Source organism: Acinetobacter sp. HY1485 (assembly GCF_027568475.1).
GTDB lineage: Bacteria > Pseudomonadota > Gammaproteobacteria > Pseudomonadales > Moraxellaceae > Acinetobacter.
The window spans coordinates 1-17135 of the sequence record NZ_JANKZG010000002.1 but is presented as its reverse complement, the minus strand read 5'-3'; the positions used below and the strand labels follow the sequence as shown (position 1 = coordinate 17135).

The following is a 17135-nucleotide window of genomic DNA, read 5'->3' as shown; positions in this document are numbered from 1 at the left end:
TATGCATCAAATCTATTTAGTTGAAGATGAAGTAGAACTTGCAGGCTTAGTAAAAGACTATTTAGAAGCATCGGGTTTTGCGGTGCGGGTATTTCATGATGGGTTTGAGGCGTATCAAGCGTTTTTAACCAAAAAGCCAAGTTTAATGATTTTAGACTTAATGGTACCGCGTATGGATGGTTTAGAAATTTGCCGTAAAGTACGTGAACAATCAGATTTACCGATTATTATGGTAACAGCACGCACTGAAGAGATTGACCGTGTATTGGGCTTAAATATGGGTGCAGATGATTATGTGTGTAAACCATTTAGTCCAAAAGAGTTGGTTGCACGTGTACAAGCTGTGTTGCGCCGTTTAGAACGTAAAGCAGAACCTGAGCAACAAGAAACGTTTAGAATTGATGCGTCTCAACAGCGTATTTGGTATAAGCAAAAAGCATTAAATTTAACGCCAACAGAGTTTCGCTTATTAGAATTATTTTTAGAACATGTGGGGCAGGTCTATTCTCGTACGCAACTGTTAGATCATATCAACCCCGATAGTTTTGATGTGGCTGACCGTGTGATTGATAGCCATATTAAAAATTTACGCCGTAAAATCACCGAAATGAGTGATACAGATCATGAGTGGGTACAAGCAGTTTATGGAATAGGCTATCGTTTTGAATATCCTTAATTTATTTCTATAAAATTGAATACTTTAAAGCATAAGGTGTCACTGTTTTAAAAATAGTGACACCTTATAATTAAGACGAGCAACTAATTGCTAAAGCAGGCTCATTGGTCAGTAAGTCGCTCGGTTGTTCTAACTCAGGCTGTACGGTAAACGGATTTGCTAATAATTTAAATAAACGGTCAACTTCAGAAAAGTCCTCACATTCTGCATGCTCAATGGCTTTTTGTGCCATATGATTACGCAAAATATAACGTGGGTTTTTCATATTAGCTTGTAATGCACTGACATCTTGATGTTCACGTATTGCATGATAACGTGTGATGAATTTTTCAAATGATGTTTGGTCAATGCAGTCATGTTGGATTGCTGTGTATTCTTGCTGTTGTAAACGCCAAAAACTTTGCGTGTAATCTAACTGTTCTTTTTGTAAAAGCTGTAAAAATTCTAAGCCACAATCAAAACTATCCTTATGGAAACTTGGTAAGCCCATCTTTTGTGCGAGTCCATTTTGGTAATACTTTAAAAAAGTGGGTTCAAAGTGTTCGATGGTCGCAAGGAGTGTTTGTTCATCATCTACCAAAGGACGCAGGTTATTTACCCATACCCATAAATTCCATTTAGCAATACTTGGCTGTTTTTGGTAGGTATAGCGTTTGCTATGGTCTGAATGGTTGTTTTGCCAATCAGGACGAAAACGCTCCATAAATCCGAATGGTCCAAAATCGAGGGTCGAACCTGTAATATTCAAATTGTCGGTATTCATTACACCGTGTGCAAAACCCACTAACTGCCAATTTGCCACCATTTGAGCGGTGCGTTCAATGACGCCACGTGCAAAATCAATAGTAGGACTAGCACTATCTAAAAGGTGTGGGTAATGCCATTCAATACATTTTTGCGTAAAGTCTGCCAATAGCTCAGGTGCATATTGATTAATCCATTCAAAATGTCCTAAACGGATATGGCAATCCGATGTACGAAGCATCATCGCACCTGGTTCAAGTTTTTCACGTTGTACGCCTTGGCGTGAACTTGTGAAACCAAGCGCATTGCTTGAGGCAACACCCAATGAATTTAAAGCATGACCTGCTAAATATTCACGAATTACTGAACGTAATACGGCACGTCCATCACCCATTCTAGAATATGGCGTTTTACCTGCACCCTTAAGGTGTAAATCAATGGTTTTTCCGTGTGTGTTAAGCACTTGAGCAATCAATAAACCTCGACCATCGCCTAATTGTCCTGCCCATTGCCCAAACTGATGCCCTGCATACACCATTGCAAGCGGTTCAAATTCATCAAAGGTTTGTTGCCCGCTACAAAGTGCAACCCAATCACCATTAAATTTTAATTCATCGGCAAGTGCATGGTTAAAATGCCCTGCTTGTGGGTTTAATAGGGGATGAGGTTTTTGATGGTGATACAGTTTAGACGCAAGTTGCGTATATTGAGCATTAAATTGCATAACAGCACATTAAAAATTGGCACAACTTAAAATATATCAAATATTATGTTGTTTCAGGTAAAGTGTGTGTAACGCAAGATTAAAAGATTAAAGATGCGAGTTCGAACCAAAATTTGTGGGATTACACGTTTAGAAGATGTAAACAGTGTGGTGAGTTTAGGCGCAGATGCCATTGGCTTTGTATTTTATCCACCTAGCCCACGTGCTGTAACGCCTGAGCAAGCAAAAATATTGTTGCATGCCGTACCTGCTTATGTGCAAACGGTCGGGCTCTTTGTTAATGCGTCACTTGAAGATATTTTAAGTACACTTGCCAAAGCCCCTGTGGATATTTTACAGTTTCATGGTGATGAATCAGCCCAAGAATGTGCGCAAATTGCCAAGCACGTACAGCGCCGTTGGTATAAAGCTATTCAAATGAAGCCTAATTTAGACATTATTGCAGAAATTGAACGCTACCAAGATGCAGGTGCAAGTGCTATCTTATTAGATGCTTGGCATCCTGAACTAAAAGGTGGAACGGGACATTCATTTGATTGGTCAACGTTTCCCAAACTCAGTATTCCACTCATTTTAGCAGGTGGATTAAACCCGCAAAATATTCAACAAGCAATAAAACAAACACAGCCATTTGCAGTGGATGTAAGTGGTGGTGTAGAAGTTGCAAAAGGTATTAAAGACCATCAGCAAATAAAGATGTTTATGCAAGGAGTCCATTGTGGATCAGCAAAATAAAATTGACTACACACAATATCCAGATGCTCGTGGGCATTTTGGTATTCATGGCGGACGATTTGTGTCAGAAACGCTTATGGCGGCATTACAAGATTTAGAAAACTTGTATACACGCATGAAAACAGATGAGCAGTTTCTTGCAGAATTCGACCGCGATTTGGCGCACTATGTTGGTCGCCCTAGTCCACTTTATTATGCTGAACGATGGTCGAAGCACCTCGGCGGTGCGCAAATTTACTTAAAACGTGAGGATTTAAACCATACAGGTTCTCATAAAGTAAATAATACGATTGGACAAGCTCTATTGGCTAAACTTTCGGGTAAACAGCGTATTATTGCCGAAACAGGTGCAGGACAACACGGTGTTGCCACTGCAACCATTGCAGCACGCTTAGGACTAGAGTGTGTGGTATATATGGGCGAGGACGATGTAAAACGTCAAGCGATGAATGTATACCGTATGCGTTTATTAGGTGCAAAAGTTGTGCCTGTGACTAGTGGTTCACGCACACTCAAAGATGCCATGAACGAAGCCATGCGCGATTGGGTATCTAATGTAGATAATACTTATTATGTGATTGGTACGGTAGCAGGTCCACATCCTTATCCACAACTTGTACGTGATTTTCAATCCATTATTGGGCGTGAGGCACGTCGCCAAATTTTAGAACAAGCAGGGCGTTTACCCGATGCACTTGTGGCATGTGTGGGTGGTGGCTCAAATGCAATGGGCTTATTTTACCCATTCTTAAATGATGATGTGGCAATGTACGGCGTAGAAGCTGCAGGGTTAGGCATTGAAACAGGTAAACATTCTGCACCGTTGAATGCAGGGCATGTGGGCGTGTTACATGGTAATCGTACTTACTTGATGAGTGACCCTCAAGGGCAGATCATCGAAACTCACAGTATTTCGGCAGGTTTAGATTATCCAGGCGTAGGGCCTGAACATAGCTTCTTAAAAGATATGCAACGTGTGAATTACGTGCCAATTAATGATGAAGAAGCGTTACAGGGTTTCCGTGATTTAACGCGTATTGAAGGGATTATTCCTGCGCTTGAAAGTGCCCATGCAATGGCGTATGTGTCTAAACTTGCACAAACCATGCCAAAAGACCAAATCTTAATTGCAACGGTATCAGGGCGTGGCGATAAAGACCTGATGACGGTAGCTCGCTTAGATGGTATAGAAATGGTAGATATGTAGCCATTTCTTGAGGCACTGCAATGATGCGGTGCCTTTTGCTATTACCCTATATAAACCCAAAATGTTTTTAAATCATTGTTTGGGCTATTAATTTTAAATATTATTTTGCTTATTACCGTTAAATTGCGTCTTTAGAAAACAACGAAAAAAGGTATCTTTGATCATTGAGAAAAAACCTTAAATATTGATTAATGTACCTCGCGGAAAATTGCAGTGAATGTTGAATGCGATTAGACCAGTTTGATGAATCGGTAATAAGCCATTATTCAAGGAAATAGAGCTTATGTCGCGTTTAGCCACACGTTTTGAACAGCTTAAATCTCAACAGCGTAAAGCACTTGTGTCTTATGTAATGGCGGGTGATCCTGTGCCTTCTGTTACTGTCCCTTTATTACACCGTATGGTTGAAGCAGGGGTAGATGTCATTGAATTAGGACTTCCTTTTTCTGACCCAATGGCAGATGGACCTGTGATTGCATTGGCTGCTGAGCGTGCATTAGCAGGCGGAACAAATACACTTGATGCGCTGAGCATGGTGAAACAATTCCGTGAAAAAGATAGCACAACACCTGTGGTGCTGATGGGTTATCTCAATCCGATTGAAGTGATTGGTTACGATAAGTTTGTTCAAATTGCACACGAAAGCGGTGTAGATGGTGTGTTACTTGTGGATTTACCACCCGAAGAAGCAACAGCGTTTAATGATGTGTTGAAAAAACATGACATGAACCAAATCTTCTTACTTGCACCCACATCAACCGATGATCGTATTCAACATGTAGCGCAACAAGCAAGTGGGTTTATCTACTATGTGTCGCTAAAAGGCGTAACAGGTGCTGCTACATTAAATGTAGAAGAAGCAGCCGAGCGCATTGCCAAAATTAAAACTAAAACCAATACACCTGTGGGTGTGGGTTTTGGAATTAATGATGCAGCATCTGCAAAAGCCATGGGTGCTGTTGCCGATGCTGTGATTGTAGGTAGTGCGTTAGTTAAACCTTTTGCAACACAACCTATCGAGCAAGCCGCAGATCAAACGATTAACAAAATCAAGGAGCTTCGAGCAGCGCTCGACGAGTGAGTATGACAGCAAAAGTATTAAATGCCGCAACGCCGTGGACAGATCGTCCTGTACCAGGTATCCATGTACCTGATGAAAAAGAAACGCTAAAAGCCAGCTTTTCTGAACCAACGATTGAATGTCCAGAATGTCATTCACTGACGACAGTAACGGCAATCTCATTTAATGGCTATGTATGCCCACAGTGTGATGAACACTTACGCATGAAAGCACGTCCGCGTTTAAATTGGTTTTTTGATCAAGTTACTCAAGAACTTGGACAAGAGTTTGTTACAAAAGATCCACTTAAATTTGTAGACAATAGACCGTATACAGAACGTATTTCTGAAGCACAAAAGAAAACAGGTGAAACTGAAGCCTTAGTGGTATTTGAGGGTGTTCTAAAGGGCATTCCAATGACAGCGTGTGCATTTGAGTTTGATTTTATGGCAGGCTCAATGGGTACAGTAGTGGGCGACCGTTTTGTAAAAGCTGTTGAACATGCCATTGCAAATAAGCAAGCAGTAGTATGCTTTGCTGCTTCAGGTGGCGCGCGTATGCAAGAAGGTATGTTGTCTTTAATGCAAATGGCACGTACATCAGCAGCAGTTGAGCGCCTTAAACAAGCACGTTTACCATACATTGTGGTACTTACACATCCTGTATATGGTGGTGTAACAGCATCATTAGCAATGCTAGGTGATGTGCATTTGGCAGAACCTAAAGCGATGATTGGTTTTGCAGGTAAACGTGTGATTGAGCAAACGGTACGTGAAAAACTAGATGAACCGTTCCAACGTGCTGAATATTTATTAGAGCATGGTGTGGTTGATCAAATTGTTCACCGTCATTCATTACGTGATACTGTATACAGAATCGTAAGCAAACTAATGAATGTAAAGTGAACGCACCATTAAGCACTGACTCTTTAATGACGTGGCTCAACTATTGGGGTCACGTTCATGTTACAGGGATTGATCTTGGATTAGAACGAGTTCTCCCTGTTGCACAAAAATTAAATATTACACAGCCTAAAGCCAAAGTGATTACTGTGGCGGGTACCAATGGTAAAGGCTCTACAACAACAACAATTGCTAGTATTCTAAAGCAAGCAGGCTATCAAGTTGGCTTGTATCAATCTCCTCATATCTACCGTTTTAACGAACGGGTTAAAATTTCGGGTATAGAAGCGACAGATCAAAAATTAATTGATGCTTTTGTTCAAGTTGATCAAGCACGCCGTGATTGCGGATTGACACTTTCTTTTTTTGAAGCGACCACGCTAGCAGCATTTGTTATTTTTCAACAGCAACAGTGCGATGTTTGGGTATTAGAAGTCGGACTAGGTGGGCGTTTAGATGTTGTAAACATCATTGATCCTGACTTAGCAGTTATTACAAATATTGGTTTGGATCATATAGATTGGTTAGGCGATACCATCGAAAAAATTGCATTTGAAAAAGCAGGTATTATACGCCCGCATATTCCTGTTATTTTTGCAGGACAACAGGCATTACCACAAGCGATTGAGAAAAAAGCGCAACAATGCCAAGCGCCGTTGACAGTAGCAGGGCATGACTATGTTTACGAAAATTTAGATACAGAATATTGGGCATTTGCAAGTGGTGGGACAACACTACGTTTACCTCGTGGGCATCTTGCGATTGAAAATTTATCGACTGCTTTAGCAAGCATTTTAAAAAGTGGTTTAAACGTATCTAATGATGCCATCATACAAGGTATACAAAATGCTAAAATTGCAGGGCGTTTTGAAATTAGAACAATTAAAAATAAAACCGTTATTTTTGATGCGGGACATAATGCACACGGTGTTGAATTTTTGTTGCGTGAATTGAAAAATTTCTTACAATGCAATACACAATATACGCAAATCAAAGCTGTATTTTCTATGCTGGTAGATAAAGACATTCAAAGTGTTGTACAGCAATTAAAGCCTGCTATTGCTTCGTGGAATATTGCAGCTTTATCGGCACCGCGTGCAGCACCTTTAAATGCAATCGTAAATGCACTAGACAATGAACCTGTTGAGGTATTTGAAACAATTTCACAGGCATTTGAAAATGCATTACAACAAGCAAATGAAGAACAAATTATTTTAGTATGCGGTTCGTTTCATACATTAGAAGCGGTTTGGGAGTACATTGAATAATGTCAATGAATAACAAACAACGTTGGATGGGTGGCGTTGTTCTATTAGGAGGAGGTGTTTTACTTGCCGCCTTACTACATAAAGGAACACAAGAGTTAAAACAAGCGCCAGCACCTCAAACAGCACAGGTTGCACCTGAAAAAGCAACTGTTGCAGAAATGCAGTCGTTACAGCCTGTAACCGTGGACGTAGAAACAGAAAAACGCCTACTTGCAGAGCAAAAGCGTGCGCGTGAACGTGCCGTGGCTGAGCAAGAAGCAAGAACACAGCAATATTTGGCACAGCAACAGCAAGCAGAAGCGGCAGCCGCGCAAAAAGCTGCACAAGAATATGCTGAGATTAATGCGCGCCGTAAACGTGAAACAGAAAGTTCAGATAATATTCCACCTGAAGTGACCAAAGCTGCAACAGCTGCAGAAGATATAGCAGCTAAAAGAAAACAAGTTGCAGACGATGCGAAAAAACAAGCTGATGCTTTGGCGTTGCAAGCGAAGAAAAAAGCAAGTTTGGAAGCGGAGCAACAAAAACAGAAGTTTCAGGCAGAACAGTCTGATGTATATGCAAAACTTAAAAAACAAGCAGACTTAGACGCAAAAGCAAAACAAGCGGATTTAGAAGCAAAAGCCAAGCACCAAGCTGAACAGGCCGAAGCAAAAGCGAAAAAGCAAGCTGACGTAGAGGCAAAGGCTAAGCGTCAAGCTGAACTAGATGCTAAAGCGAAAAAGCAAGCAGATTTAGAAGCAAAAGCAAAACATCAAGCAGAGCTAGAAGCAAAAAAACAAACGGAAGCTAAGACCGAGCCTAAAGTAAAAAAACATGAAGCGGATACTTCAGAAGTAGCGAAGAAAAAAGCAGATACAGAGAAAGCCCGTGAGATTATGGGCGGCTCAAGCAAAATTATGGTGCAGGTATCTTTAGCAGCTAATCAAGCTAATGCTGATAATACTGTGGCAAAATTACGTGCTAAAGGTTACAAAGTTACAACCAGTCCAACATCGAAAGGTATTCGTATTATGATTGGACCGATGAAAGATCGAGATAGTGCAACAGATATACGTAAGAAAATTCAAGCTGATGCAAGTTTAGGAATGAAGTCTGCATGGGTCATTGATTGGGTACCATTGGATCAGCGTTAAAAAAAGCCTGCGTTATGCAGGCTTTTTATTGGGTTGTGGTGTCAAACGTAAATAGGGTTTCACAGCCTTATATCCTTGTGGAAAACGTGTTTTTAATTCTTCTTCATCTTGAATTGAAGGCACAATCACCACATCGTCGCCTTGTTGCCAATTTGCAGGTGTTGCCACTTTATGCTCATCGGTGAGTTGTAAAGAATCAATTACACGTAATACTTCATGGAAGTTACGCCCTGTAGATGCAGGATAAGTAATAATAAGGCGTACTTTTTTATTTGGATCAATAATCACCAGTGAACGTACAGTGGTGGTATCGCTTGCATTTGGGTGTAAGAAGCCATAAATTTCCGAAACTTTGCGGTCTTTATCTGCCAAAATTGGAAAATTAACCTCTGTCTCTTGTGTTTCATTAATGTCATTAATCCAACCACGATGGGATTCTACATCATCAACAGAAAGTGCAATGGCTTTAACATGTCGTTTTTCAAATTCTTTTTTTAATTTAGCTGTAAAACCAAGTTCAGTTGTACATACAGGAGTATAGTCAGCAGGATGAGAAAATAAAACACCCCAATCATTCCCTAAATATTCATAAAAATCAATCATACCATCGCTAGAATTTTGCTGAAAATTAGGTGCTGTATCGCCTAAACGTAATGTCATTTTTGTACCCTTTAATTTTTGTCTGTCTTTAATATGCGTGTTTTAAAGCGAAATAAAAAATAGTCTTTTGTTATGTTTATATAATGAAAAGTGCTAAAAACGTATAAGAAAGGTACAGCATCAAAAAAGAAAAATCATAAAAATACTTGTACTTCCTAAATCTAACACCATAATAACCTATTATTAGAAATGTATTTTGACTAGCAAAAATTAGAGAGTTTATTCATGTTGGCAAGTCTGATCGGAGGCATCTTCGGTACAAAAAATGAGCGCGAACTTAAACGCATGCGTAAAATTGTCGATAAAATTAATGCGCTTGAACCGACGATATCAGCCCTTAGTGACGCAGACTTATCTGCAAAAACTCAAGAATTTAAAGATCGTTACCAAACAGGGGTGAGTTTAGACGATCTATTACCAGAAGCATTTGCGGTTTGTCGTGAGGCAGCCAAGCGTGTGATGGGAATGCGCCATTACGATGTTCAGCTGATTGGTGGTATTACCTTGCATGAAGGTAAAATTGCTGAGATGCGTACAGGTGAAGGTAAAACCTTGATGGGTACTTTGGCATGTTACCTTAATGCAATCAGTGGCGAAGGTGTGCATGTTATTACCGTCAATGACTATCTTGCACAGCGTGATGCTGAGATTAACCGTCCGTTGTATGAGTTCTTAGGTCTAACGGTAGGTATCATTTACTCAATGCAAGCGCCAGATGAAAAGGCATTGGCATATCAAGCCGACCTTACTTATGGTACAAACAACGAATTTGGTTTTGATTATCTTCGTGACAATATGGTGTTCTCACTTGCTGAGAAAAAGCAACGTAGTTTGTCATATGCCATTATTGATGAAGTCGATTCAATTTTAATTGATGAAGCACGTACGCCACTGATTATTTCAGGGCAAAGTGAAGACTCATCACAGTTATACAGTGCAATTAATCATATTGCACCAAAACTACATGCCCAAAAAGAAGAAAAAGTGGCAGATGGTGGACATTTTTGGATTGATGAAAAACAACGCTCTGTAGAAATGACAGAAGTGGGTTACGAGGCAGTTGAAAAAGAACTGATCGAAATGGGCTTACTTCAAGAGGGTGAAAGTTTATATTCAGCTACAAACTTAAGTTTAGTGCATCACGTTTCTGCCGCTATTCGTGCTCACTTTTTATTCCATCGTGACGTACATTATATTGTTCATGATGGCGAAATTGTGATTGTTGATGAGCATACAGGTCGTACCATGCCAGGGCGTCGTTGGTCTGAAGGTTTGCATCAGGCAGTAGAAGCAAAAGAAGGCTTAGAAATTCAACCTGAAAACCAAACGCTTGCGACCACAACATTCCAAAACTATTTCCGATTATATAAAAAACTTTCAGGCATGACAGGTACAGCGGATACCGAAGCTGCCGAAATGAAAGAAATTTATGGTTTAGATGTTGTTCTTATTCCAACACACCGTCCAATGGTACGCCAAGACCACAACGATTTAATTTTCTTAAACCGTAATGGGAAATTTGATGCCATTGTTGCAGAAATTAAACGTATCCAAGAAACGCGTGCGCCTATTTTAGTGGGTACAGCAACCATTGAAGCTAGCGAAGTATTAGCGCATAAACTTACTCAAGCGGGTATTAAACACGAAGTGCTGAATGCAAAACAGCATGAGCGTGAAGCAGATATTATTGCACAAGCAGGTAGTCCAGACTCTGTTACCATTGCAACAAACATGGCAGGTCGCGGTACAGATATTATTTTAGGTGGTAACTGGAAAGTTAAACTAGCTAAAATTGAAAACCCAACCCCTGAAGACGAAGCTCGCTTAAAAGAAGAGTGGCAAAAAAACCACGATATCGTGCTTAATGCAGGCGGTTTACACATTATTGGTTCAGAACGTCACGAATCGCGTCGTATTGATAACCAGTTGCGTGGTCGTGCAGGTCGTCAAGGCGATCCGGGTGTATCTCGCTTCTACTTATCACTTGATGATGACCTAATGCGTATCTTCGCAGGTGATCGTATGGTAAATATGATGCGTGCGGCAGGTTTAAAAGAAGATGAAGCAATTGAGCATAAAATTGTAAGCCGTTCAATTGAAAATGCACAGCGTAAAGTTGAAGCACGTAACTTTGATATTCGTAAAAACTTATTAAAATATGACGATGTAAATAACGAACAGCGTAAAATTATTTACTCTCAACGTGATGATGTGTTGGCAGAAAATTCACTGCAAGATTACATCGAAAATATGCATACCGATGTAATGCATGGCTTTATTGCTAACTTTATTCCACCTGAATCAATTCACGATCAGTGGGACGTTGAAGGTTTAGAAAGTGCATTGCGTACAGATCTTGCAATTGATTTACCTATTCAGCAGTGGTTAGAGCAAGACCGTCGTCTAGATGAAGAAGGCTTGGTACGCCGTATTACAGACGAGGTATTGGCACGTTATCGTGACCGTCGTGAGCAAATGGCAGATTCAGCAGCAATGTTAGAACGTCACTTTATGCTTAATTCGTTAGATCGTCATTGGAAAGAACATCTTGCAGCAATGGATTATTTGCGCCAAGGTATTCATTTACGCGGTTATGCACAGAAAAATCCTGAGCAAGAATACAAAAAAGAAGCATTTAATTTATTTGTGAACATGTTAGGTGTCATTAAATCTGATGTTGTTACAGACCTGTCGATGGTACACATCCCAACGCCAGAAGAAGCAGCAGAATTAGAAGCACGCCAACAACAGCAAGCTGAAGAATTGAAACTGTCTTTTGAACATGATGATGTTGATACCCTAACAGGTACAGTAATTGAAAATACAGAAGAAACTGTACAAGAGGTTACACCACCTGCAAGTCGTAACTCGCCATGTCCGTGTGGCTCAGGGTTAAAGTACAAGCAGTGTCACGGTAAAATTTAAGCTTTTACAAAAGCAGAACAAGAGTTCTGCTTTTTTTATAGACGAACTTTAGTACACTTTTGATTTTGAGATTTGAAAATGAAGAAAATAATACAAATTATTGCTTTTTCAGCGGTAGCATCATCTGTATTTGCAGCCCCTACAGAGCCATTTACCACAACACCTGACAATGTAAAAGCTGCAATGGGTAATCAAACAGCAGAAGCAAGCATTAAAAAAGGCTCAACGACCGTCGTTAGCCCTCGTACTGGCATTAGCTATACACTAGGCAATACCAATGGTCGTTCAGTGGTATTTCAAACAGAAGCAGTTGCACCTGCTAATGAGGTTACAGTAAAACGTATTGTGGCAACCAACCCTGCATTATCTGCTGAAAGCCAACAAAAAGCAGAAAAAGCATTATTAGATATGCCAGCGAACTAATCAAAAACCAGTCATAAAAGACTGGTTTTTTTTTAACTAATCTCATAAGCTAAATATTTAAATTCTAGGAATAAAAAATGGCGGTTGGTGATATTACAATGCCACAAATGCAAGTGGTGAAAGGAATAAAAATTGGTACAGCAGAGGCTTACGTACGCTATCCCAACCGACGAGATTTAGTAGTTTTTGAACTTGCAGAAGGCAGTAGTGTTGCAGGTATTTTCACCCAAAATGCATTTTGTGCTGCACCTGTTCAGGTCAGTAAATTAAATTTAAAACATTCATCTATTCGTTACTTAGTCATTAATACAGGCAATGCCAACGCAGGTACAGGGCAACAGGGATTACAAAATACCTATGCAACATGTGAAGAACTTGCCACTATTGCAAATGTAGATTCAACGCAAATTTTACCTTTTTCTACAGGTGTCATTGGCGAACAACTTCCTATTGAGCGTTTGACAGCAGGTTTAACCCCTGCATTGAATATACTTTCAGAAAACGCATGGGTAGACGCTGCACACGGTATTATGACGACTGATACTATCCCAAAAGGTGCATCTGAAACATTTGTACTTGATGATATTAAGTACACTATTACAGGAATTAGTAAAGGCGCGGGCATGATCCGCCCAAATATGGCAACGATGCTTGGTTTTGTAGCAACCGATATGCCAATTGAGCAGTCGTTGCTTCAAACATTACTTAAAGAGACAGCAGATCAATCATTTAATCGCATTACAGTAGATGGTGATACATCAACAAATGACTCTTGTATTTTAATGGCAACAGGACAAGCAGGCGGTCTGCCATTAAAAGAAACAACAGATGTACGTTACAATGCATTTAAAACGGTTTTAACGCGTATAATGAAACGTTTAGCGCAATTGATTATCCGCGATGGTGAGGGTGCAACAAAGTTCATCACTGTACATGTAGAAGGCGGAGCGAATACGCAAGAATGCTGCAATGTCGCTTATAGTATTGCACAATCACCGTTGGTAAAAACGGCAATATTTGCAGAAGATCCAAATTGGGGTCGAATTTTGTGTGCAATTGGTTATTCAGATATTCAAAATTTAGATGTAAATAAAATTCAAGTTTGGTTAGGTGATGTCCAACTATGTAAAGATGGTGGTGCAGCTTCAACCTATACAGAAGAAGCAGGTGCAGCAGTAATGCAACAAAAAGAAATTACGATCCGAGTAGATTTAAATCGCGGTGAAGCAAGCGATACGGTGTATACCTGCGATTTATCGTATGATTACGTTAAAATCAATGCAGACTATCGCTCATAAATTTTAAAAAAGATGGTTAAACCATCTTTTTTTGTACTAAAAATCGACAATAAGTTGTTGAAAATAAGAAAATAACTGAAAAACGAACAATTAATGCGCTTTCGATTGTTTTTTTTCAATATAGTGCTTGACGTAAGATGAACTCACGCCTAAAATGCACACCGTACCGCACGATGTGCGATACAACAAAAGCTGAGAAGCGGAACGGAGCATAGCACAGCCTGGTAGTGCACCTGGTTTGGGACCAGGGGGTCGTAGGTTCGAATCCTACTGCTCCGACCAAAAAGTCGGCAAGTGTATCGAGTCATCGATTATGCGCCTGTAGCTCAGTTGGATAGAGCATCCGCCTTCTAAGCGGATGGTCACAGGTTCGAATCCTGTCAGGCGCGCAATTTAAAGTGTCTGGTGTTGTAGAACTTAAGCACTACGGTGGATGTAGCTCAGTTGGTAGAGCCCCGGATTGTGATTCCGGTTGTCGTGGGTTCGAGCCCCATCATTCACCCCAATTTTCGGAGCATAGCACAGCCTGGTAGTGCACCTGGTTTGGGACCAGGGGGTCGTAGGTTCGAATCCTACTGCTCCGACCATTAAATAAGAGATCCGCTTAAATGCGGTTTTTTTATATCTAAAAAAAGCCCCCTTCAAAGGAGGCGATAATTTTAAGGTACAATAATAATAGATACGCGTCGGTTATTTGCTCTATTTTCATCAGAATCATTTGGAACAATTGGATTTTCTGAACCACGTCCTAATGTTTGTATATTAATTGGTTTAAATCCATTTTGTAAAAAAATTGAAGAAATATACTCAGCGCGTTGTTGAGATAATTTTAAATTATAAGCTTCTTGTCCAATATCATCGGTATAACCTACAATTTTTAATTGCTCTAAATTATATTTATGTAATTTGATTGATAATCCTTCGATCTGTCGAATACTTTCAGGTGAAGACTCAATCTTGTCAAATCCAAATAATAATGGATCATTTAACTTAAGAGACCAGCCTTCATCTTCATGATAGGTAAAGCCTTGTTGCTTTAGCATGGTAATTTGACGAGGTTTTAATCCACCTAGTCCAGTACAACCTGTTAAAATAAAACAAATACAAACAGCAAATAATAATTTGAACTTCATAAAGAATCCTAAGGTTTTTGGCTAATCGCCCAATGCTTAGAGGAGTTTTTTGCTCGATACATTGCTTGATCAGCTTGTGTAATTAAATCTTCAGGAGATGAGGAATAGGCAGAAAATGCAATACCCATACTAAAACTAAAATCAATCATATTATCTTTAAAACGTAAAGGTGCTTGGCTTGTTGCCATAATTTTTTCAATTACTTTGAACAAATGCTGTTTTTCTTGAATTGAGCGAATAATAATTGCAAATTCATCCCCTCCTAAACGAGCAATAAAATCCTCATGCCTTAAACACATTTGAATACGTTTTGCCATTTCAATTAAAACTGCATCTCCTGCTAAATGCCCATATTCATCGTTGATCATTTTAAAATTATTATTATCTAAAAATAAAAGAGCAGAATGGTTCCGATCATCAATATCTTCAAATATAGCCAACAGCTGTTGATAGAAATAACTGCGATTAGGCAGTTTAGTCAGTGGATCATGTTTGGCTTGAAAAGAAAGTTGAGTATTTTCTTTTTGTAGATGAGTATGCCAAATTTGGATTTCAGAAAGTAATTCGTTAAAAACATTGTTAATTTTTTGAAATTCTTTAATTTTATTGTTTGGAAATCTAAGATTATAAGCTTTTTGCTCACTAACAAGTTGCGCAATTTGTGTGAGTGGATAAATGGCTTGCATAATAAAACGATACGTCATTTTAGTTGAAAGCCAAAGCGTGATTAGCATGGCCACTAGTGAAATAAAAATGCCGACCAAAATAGTAAGTAAAAACTGTAAAATTTTTTCAGAACTCCCATAAATTTGTAGCTTTCCAATTTTTTGCTGATGATAAATATTAAAAGTAGCAGGTTGGCTTAAAAACCAGTGATCAAATAAACGCTGAGCACTCGAAAAATGGTTGGGATTTTCAGTACTATTTGCAATTAGATTATTGTTATTATCAAAAACATAAATGGTTCGGATAGAATGTTCTTGAGTGTATTCATTTAAAATTTGCTTAAGGGTTGTATCATCTTTAAATACAATTGCTGGTTGAATTCTTTCACTTAACGTATTACCCAATAAGTTTAAATTTTGAGTTACATACGTTTTCATTGTAAAGATAGAAATAGATACAAAAGTTAAAGAGCAAATTGAGAACATTACAAACAATGTAATGAGTTGTGATTTTCTAAATAAACCCCTTAGCGAAGTAGAGCTTTGCTTATACATTACTTACTCCGAATTACGGGCTAATAACAACACACGTGGATCAATATGAATTCGTGAACGTGTGAGAGCGTCAAGATTAATACTAAAAGTAACTTTTTCAGTTTTTTTGTACAAACAAAAAGAGCTACCTAATTCACAATTACTATCATTTTCAGTGAAAATTAGCGTATTTGTTGTTAATGATGAGTTTAAAATTAAAGTGCGCTGTTGATTTACAGCTATTGCAGAAGAAAAATAAACAATTTGACAATTACTTTTTAGTACGTCATTAACGATGACATTATTCACTCTATAATTATAACCATAGTGCTTTATATAGTGACTAAAAAGAGTAGCTGTATGATTGTCCTCTACAACACATAAAGTTGGTGTTTGATTGCTCGCCCATTTACTATAGCTCAATATAGATAAAGTTAAAGTATAATAGTTATGTAAAGGAGTTGCATGAACAATCGGAATTAAAAAGAGAGAAAAAACAAAAAGGCAGAAATATATTTTTTTCATAGTAAAAAATACACAAATTAAAAATGCCTAAAACATAAAAAATGCATATTAAAGTATAAAAATGATGATAAAAAGAGCATAGTAAAAGAAAATAATAATAATGTTTAAAAAACATTCAAATATTACAATTTGCTTATTAAATACTTGAGCTAGAAAATTTTAAATTTAATGCTATATTTTTTTAAAAATAAATTATTTATAAAAAACAATAACTTGATTTATTGTTGTGTGATTTATAGTACAAAAAAAAGACGCTTGTAAAGAAAATTTAAAAATAAGCTTGTCAAAGAAAAAAAACGTCCTATAATGCACCCCATACCGACGCGATACAACGAAAAGCTGATGTGTTTTGGAGTGTTGTGTTGATGCTTTTCACTGACGAAGTGAGAAGAAATCATTAAGAGAATTGAAGAACAACTTGTGTGGATTTTTACTGATTGATCACTGATAAATTAAAATCATTGGTTACAATTAGTAAGAATTTACTCGAAAATTTATTTGAGCGAATATTGCTAGTAAT

The 17135-nt window shown here is 38.5% G+C and carries 15 protein-coding genes and 4 tRNA genes; 14 read left to right on the top strand and 5 right to left on the bottom strand.

Going from position 1 to position 17135, the window contains the following annotated elements; translation table 11 throughout:
• The first annotated feature begins 1 nt into the window (after position 1).
• Positions 2-676, top strand: coding sequence for a response regulator (locus PCI70_RS01935; RefSeq protein ID WP_269913672.1), 675 nt, complete (start codon positions 2-4; stop codon positions 674-676).
• A 70-nt stretch (positions 677-746) separates the two neighbouring features.
• On the opposite strand, the gene PCI70_RS01930 is transcribed toward PCI70_RS01935, so the two are convergent.
• Positions 747-2144, bottom strand: a complete 1398-nt coding sequence (locus PCI70_RS01930) for a protein adenylyltransferase SelO (protein ID WP_269913671.1) — start codon at positions 2142-2144, stop codon at positions 747-749.
• A gap of 93 nt (positions 2145-2237) precedes the next feature.
• On the opposite strand from PCI70_RS01930, the gene PCI70_RS01925 reads away from it, so the two are divergent.
• The 6 genes from PCI70_RS01925 (at position 2238) to PCI70_RS01900 (ending at position 8452) form a co-directional block, all read left to right on the top strand.
• Positions 2238-2879, top strand: coding sequence for a phosphoribosylanthranilate isomerase (locus PCI70_RS01925; protein ID WP_269913670.1), 642 nt, complete (start codon positions 2238-2240; stop codon positions 2877-2879).
• On the top strand, positions 2863-4086 hold the full coding sequence (gene trpB, locus PCI70_RS01920) for a tryptophan synthase subunit beta (RefSeq protein ID WP_269913669.1): 1224 nt from the start codon (positions 2863-2865) through the stop codon (positions 4084-4086). Before PCI70_RS01925 ends, trpB begins: the two co-directional genes overlap by 17 nt.
• Positions 4087-4369: 283 nt before the next feature.
• Positions 4370-5167, top strand: a complete 798-nt coding sequence (trpA, locus tag PCI70_RS01915; protein WP_269913668.1) for a tryptophan synthase subunit alpha — start codon at positions 4370-4372, stop codon at positions 5165-5167.
• A gap of 2 nt (positions 5168-5169) precedes the next feature.
• Positions 5170-6051 carry an acetyl-CoA carboxylase, carboxyltransferase subunit beta gene (accD, locus tag PCI70_RS01910; RefSeq protein ID WP_269913667.1) on the top strand — a complete coding sequence of 294 codons (882 nt, stop codon included), beginning with the start codon at positions 5170-5172 and terminating at the stop codon, positions 6049-6051.
• On the top strand, positions 6048-7316 hold the full coding sequence (gene folC, locus PCI70_RS01905; RefSeq protein WP_269913666.1) for a bifunctional tetrahydrofolate synthase/dihydrofolate synthase: 1269 nt from the start codon (positions 6048-6050) through the stop codon (positions 7314-7316). The genes accD and folC overlap by 4 nt, the downstream gene beginning before the upstream one ends.
• Positions 7316-8452 carry an SPOR domain-containing protein gene (locus PCI70_RS01900; RefSeq protein WP_269913665.1) on the top strand — a complete coding sequence of 379 codons (1137 nt, stop codon included), beginning with the start codon at positions 7316-7318 and terminating at the stop codon, positions 8450-8452. The genes folC and PCI70_RS01900 overlap by 1 nt, the downstream gene beginning before the upstream one ends.
• Before the next feature lie 12 nt (positions 8453-8464).
• On the opposite strand, the gene PCI70_RS01895 is transcribed toward PCI70_RS01900, so the two are convergent.
• Positions 8465-9112, bottom strand: a complete 648-nt coding sequence (locus tag PCI70_RS01895) for a peroxiredoxin (RefSeq protein WP_269913664.1) — start codon at positions 9110-9112, stop codon at positions 8465-8467.
• A gap of 225 nt (positions 9113-9337) precedes the next feature.
• Here PCI70_RS01895 and secA point away from each other — a divergent pair, with 225 nt between their 5' ends.
• From secA to PCI70_RS01860, 7 genes are all read left to right on the top strand, one after another.
• Positions 9338-12037 carry a preprotein translocase subunit SecA gene (gene secA, locus PCI70_RS01890; RefSeq protein ID WP_269913663.1) on the top strand — a complete coding sequence of 900 codons (2700 nt, stop codon included), beginning with the start codon at positions 9338-9340 and terminating at the stop codon, positions 12035-12037.
• Between the two features lie 78 nt (positions 12038-12115).
• Positions 12116-12460 (top strand): hypothetical protein, encoded by a 345-nt coding sequence (locus tag PCI70_RS01885; RefSeq protein WP_269913662.1) that lies wholly within the window; start codon positions 12116-12118, stop codon positions 12458-12460.
• 77 nt (positions 12461-12537) lie between these two features.
• Positions 12538-13758, top strand: coding sequence for a bifunctional glutamate N-acetyltransferase/amino-acid acetyltransferase ArgJ (gene argJ, locus PCI70_RS01880; protein ID WP_269913661.1), 1221 nt, complete (start codon positions 12538-12540; stop codon positions 13756-13758).
• A gap of 205 nt (positions 13759-13963) precedes the next feature.
• Positions 13964-14040 (top strand) — tRNA-Pro (locus PCI70_RS01875).
• Positions 14041-14073: 33 nt separating this feature from the next.
• A tRNA-Arg gene (locus PCI70_RS01870) sits at positions 14074-14147 on the top strand.
• Between the two features lie 40 nt (positions 14148-14187).
• Positions 14188-14263 (top strand) — tRNA-His (locus tag PCI70_RS01865).
• A 5-nt stretch (positions 14264-14268) separates the two neighbouring features.
• A tRNA-Pro gene (locus tag PCI70_RS01860) sits at positions 14269-14345 on the top strand.
• Between the two features lie 72 nt (positions 14346-14417).
• On the opposite strand, the gene PCI70_RS01855 is transcribed toward PCI70_RS01860, so the two are convergent.
• From PCI70_RS01855 to PCI70_RS01845, 3 genes are read right to left on the bottom strand one after another with little or no spacing between them, the layout of a single operon-like run.
• Complete coding sequence (locus PCI70_RS01855; protein WP_269913660.1) at positions 14418-14891, bottom strand: OmpA family protein; 474 nt, start codon at positions 14889-14891, stop codon at positions 14418-14420.
• An 8-nt stretch (positions 14892-14899) separates the two neighbouring features.
• Complete coding sequence (locus tag PCI70_RS01850; protein WP_269913659.1) at positions 14900-16111, bottom strand: diguanylate cyclase domain-containing protein; 1212 nt, start codon at positions 16109-16111, stop codon at positions 14900-14902.
• A 3-nt stretch (positions 16112-16114) separates the two neighbouring features.
• Entirely contained in the window at positions 16115-16615 is a 501-nt protein-coding gene (locus PCI70_RS01845; RefSeq protein WP_269913658.1) for a YfiR family protein, read from the bottom strand.
• Between the last annotated feature and the right edge of the window lie 520 nt (positions 16616-17135).

Excerpts from the sequence above, each read along its gene's own strand:
- PCI70_RS01935 (WP_269913672.1), top strand. The coding sequence starts at position 2 with ATGCATCAAATCTATTTAGTTGAAGATGAAGTAGAACTTGCAGGCTTA.
- PCI70_RS01930 (WP_269913671.1), bottom strand. The coding sequence starts at position 2,144 with ATGCAATTTAATGCTCAATATACGCAACTTGCGTCTAAACTGTATCAC.
- PCI70_RS01925 (WP_269913670.1), top strand. The coding sequence starts at position 2,238 with ATGCGAGTTCGAACCAAAATTTGTGGGATTACACGTTTAGAAGATGTA.
- trpA (WP_269913668.1), top strand. The coding sequence starts at position 4,370 with ATGTCGCGTTTAGCCACACGTTTTGAACAGCTTAAATCTCAACAGCGT.
- accD (WP_269913667.1), top strand. The coding sequence starts at position 5,170 with ATGACAGCAAAAGTATTAAATGCCGCAACGCCGTGGACAGATCGTCCT.
- PCI70_RS01900 (WP_269913665.1), top strand. The coding sequence starts at position 7,316 with ATGTCAATGAATAACAAACAACGTTGGATGGGTGGCGTTGTTCTATTA.
- PCI70_RS01895 (WP_269913664.1), bottom strand. The coding sequence starts at position 9,112 with ATGACATTACGTTTAGGCGATACAGCACCTAATTTTCAGCAAAATTCT.
- secA (WP_269913663.1), top strand. The coding sequence starts at position 9,338 with ATGTTGGCAAGTCTGATCGGAGGCATCTTCGGTACAAAAAATGAGCGC.
- PCI70_RS01885 (WP_269913662.1), top strand. The coding sequence starts at position 12,116 with ATGAAGAAAATAATACAAATTATTGCTTTTTCAGCGGTAGCATCATCT.
- argJ (WP_269913661.1), top strand. The coding sequence starts at position 12,538 with ATGGCGGTTGGTGATATTACAATGCCACAAATGCAAGTGGTGAAAGGA.
- PCI70_RS01855 (WP_269913660.1), bottom strand. The coding sequence starts at position 14,891 with ATGAAGTTCAAATTATTATTTGCTGTTTGTATTTGTTTTATTTTAACA.
- PCI70_RS01850 (WP_269913659.1), bottom strand. The coding sequence starts at position 16,111 with ATGTATAAGCAAAGCTCTACTTCGCTAAGGGGTTTATTTAGAAAATCA.
- PCI70_RS01845 (WP_269913658.1), bottom strand. The coding sequence starts at position 16,615 with ATGAAAAAAATATATTTCTGCCTTTTTGTTTTTTCTCTCTTTTTAATT.